The following is an 881-nucleotide window of genomic DNA, read 5'->3' on the forward strand; positions in this document are numbered from 1 at the left end:
CCCGCAACATTCATTATTGATTCGCATCTCAATATCACCAAAACACTGGGCTTCCTAAACACTTGGCATAATCAAGCAATTGAGCAAGGCAAGCCATTGGTAGTGCGGATTAACCAGAAAGAAGATGACCGCAGCAAGGCACAGAATCGGCTTTATTGGATGTGGATGAATCAATGGTCTAAACGACAAGGCACAGATAAAGACTCAGAGCATTTGTATTTTAAGAAAAACTTTCTTGCTCGGATCTATGCGCGTGATGATGTGGGCCAGTATCGAAACACATTTGCTGCAGTCAAAGTTTTAAAAGAACAAAAGCATCCGATGTATCAACAAGTGGCTGATGGCTTGAATGAATTGATTAGCACGACAGATGCAACAGTGGATCAGTTCACTGAATATCTAAATGACATACATGCGTTTTGCAGTAAGCAGGGATGTTGGTTGCAGACGCCGGATGATTTGATGTTTGCTTGGGAAATGAATTGACGAAAATCAATTATCTGAATACTCTAAATCCTCGAAAAATAAAACTTTGTTAAAGGGTGCAGTATGTTGCTTCAGGTAGATGATGTTGTGATAAATACAGATAAAATACGTTTAATAAAAATCAATGATAAAGCAAATTATGTGATGGTTATTTTTGATGAAAACCATAGCAAAAAAGTCTCTTTCCCTCATGCGGAAGATATGGAGCGATTTTTAGCCAAGATAGGGCGAAAGGATTTTTTTGCTTAAGAAATACCAAAACCACCTTCGGGTGGTTTTTTAATGGGCGCAATATATGAATGCAGACGACTACTTTTGGAAAACCAAGAAACGCCCACCAAAAACAAAGCCACGCGCTAAACCTTTACCCAAGGCAAAAGAAAAATATCTAGAGG

2 protein-coding genes are annotated in these 881 nt (G+C 38.8%); both read left to right on the forward strand.

The genetic code is table 11. The features are described from left to right. Positions 1-33: 33 nt before the first annotated feature. The gene (locus OKC24_RS19755; protein WP_438800955.1) at positions 34-486 is read left to right on the forward strand and encodes a NinB/YbcN family protein; all 453 of its coding nucleotides are present in this window, start codon (positions 34-36) and stop codon (positions 484-486) included. Between the two features lie 63 nt (positions 487-549). After that, positions 550-735, forward strand: a complete 186-nt coding sequence (locus OKC24_RS19760) for a hypothetical protein (RefSeq protein ID WP_130148932.1) — start codon at positions 550-552, stop codon at positions 733-735. Positions 736-881 lie beyond the last annotated feature (146 nt).

The organism is Acinetobacter entericus (genome assembly GCF_026168575.1).
GTDB classification, from domain to species: Bacteria; Pseudomonadota; Gammaproteobacteria; order Pseudomonadales; family Moraxellaceae; genus Acinetobacter; species Acinetobacter bouvetii.

Excerpts from the sequence above, each read along its gene's own strand:
- OKC24_RS19760 (WP_130148932.1), top strand. The coding sequence starts at position 550 with ATGTTGCTTCAGGTAGATGATGTTGTGATAAATACAGATAAAATACGT.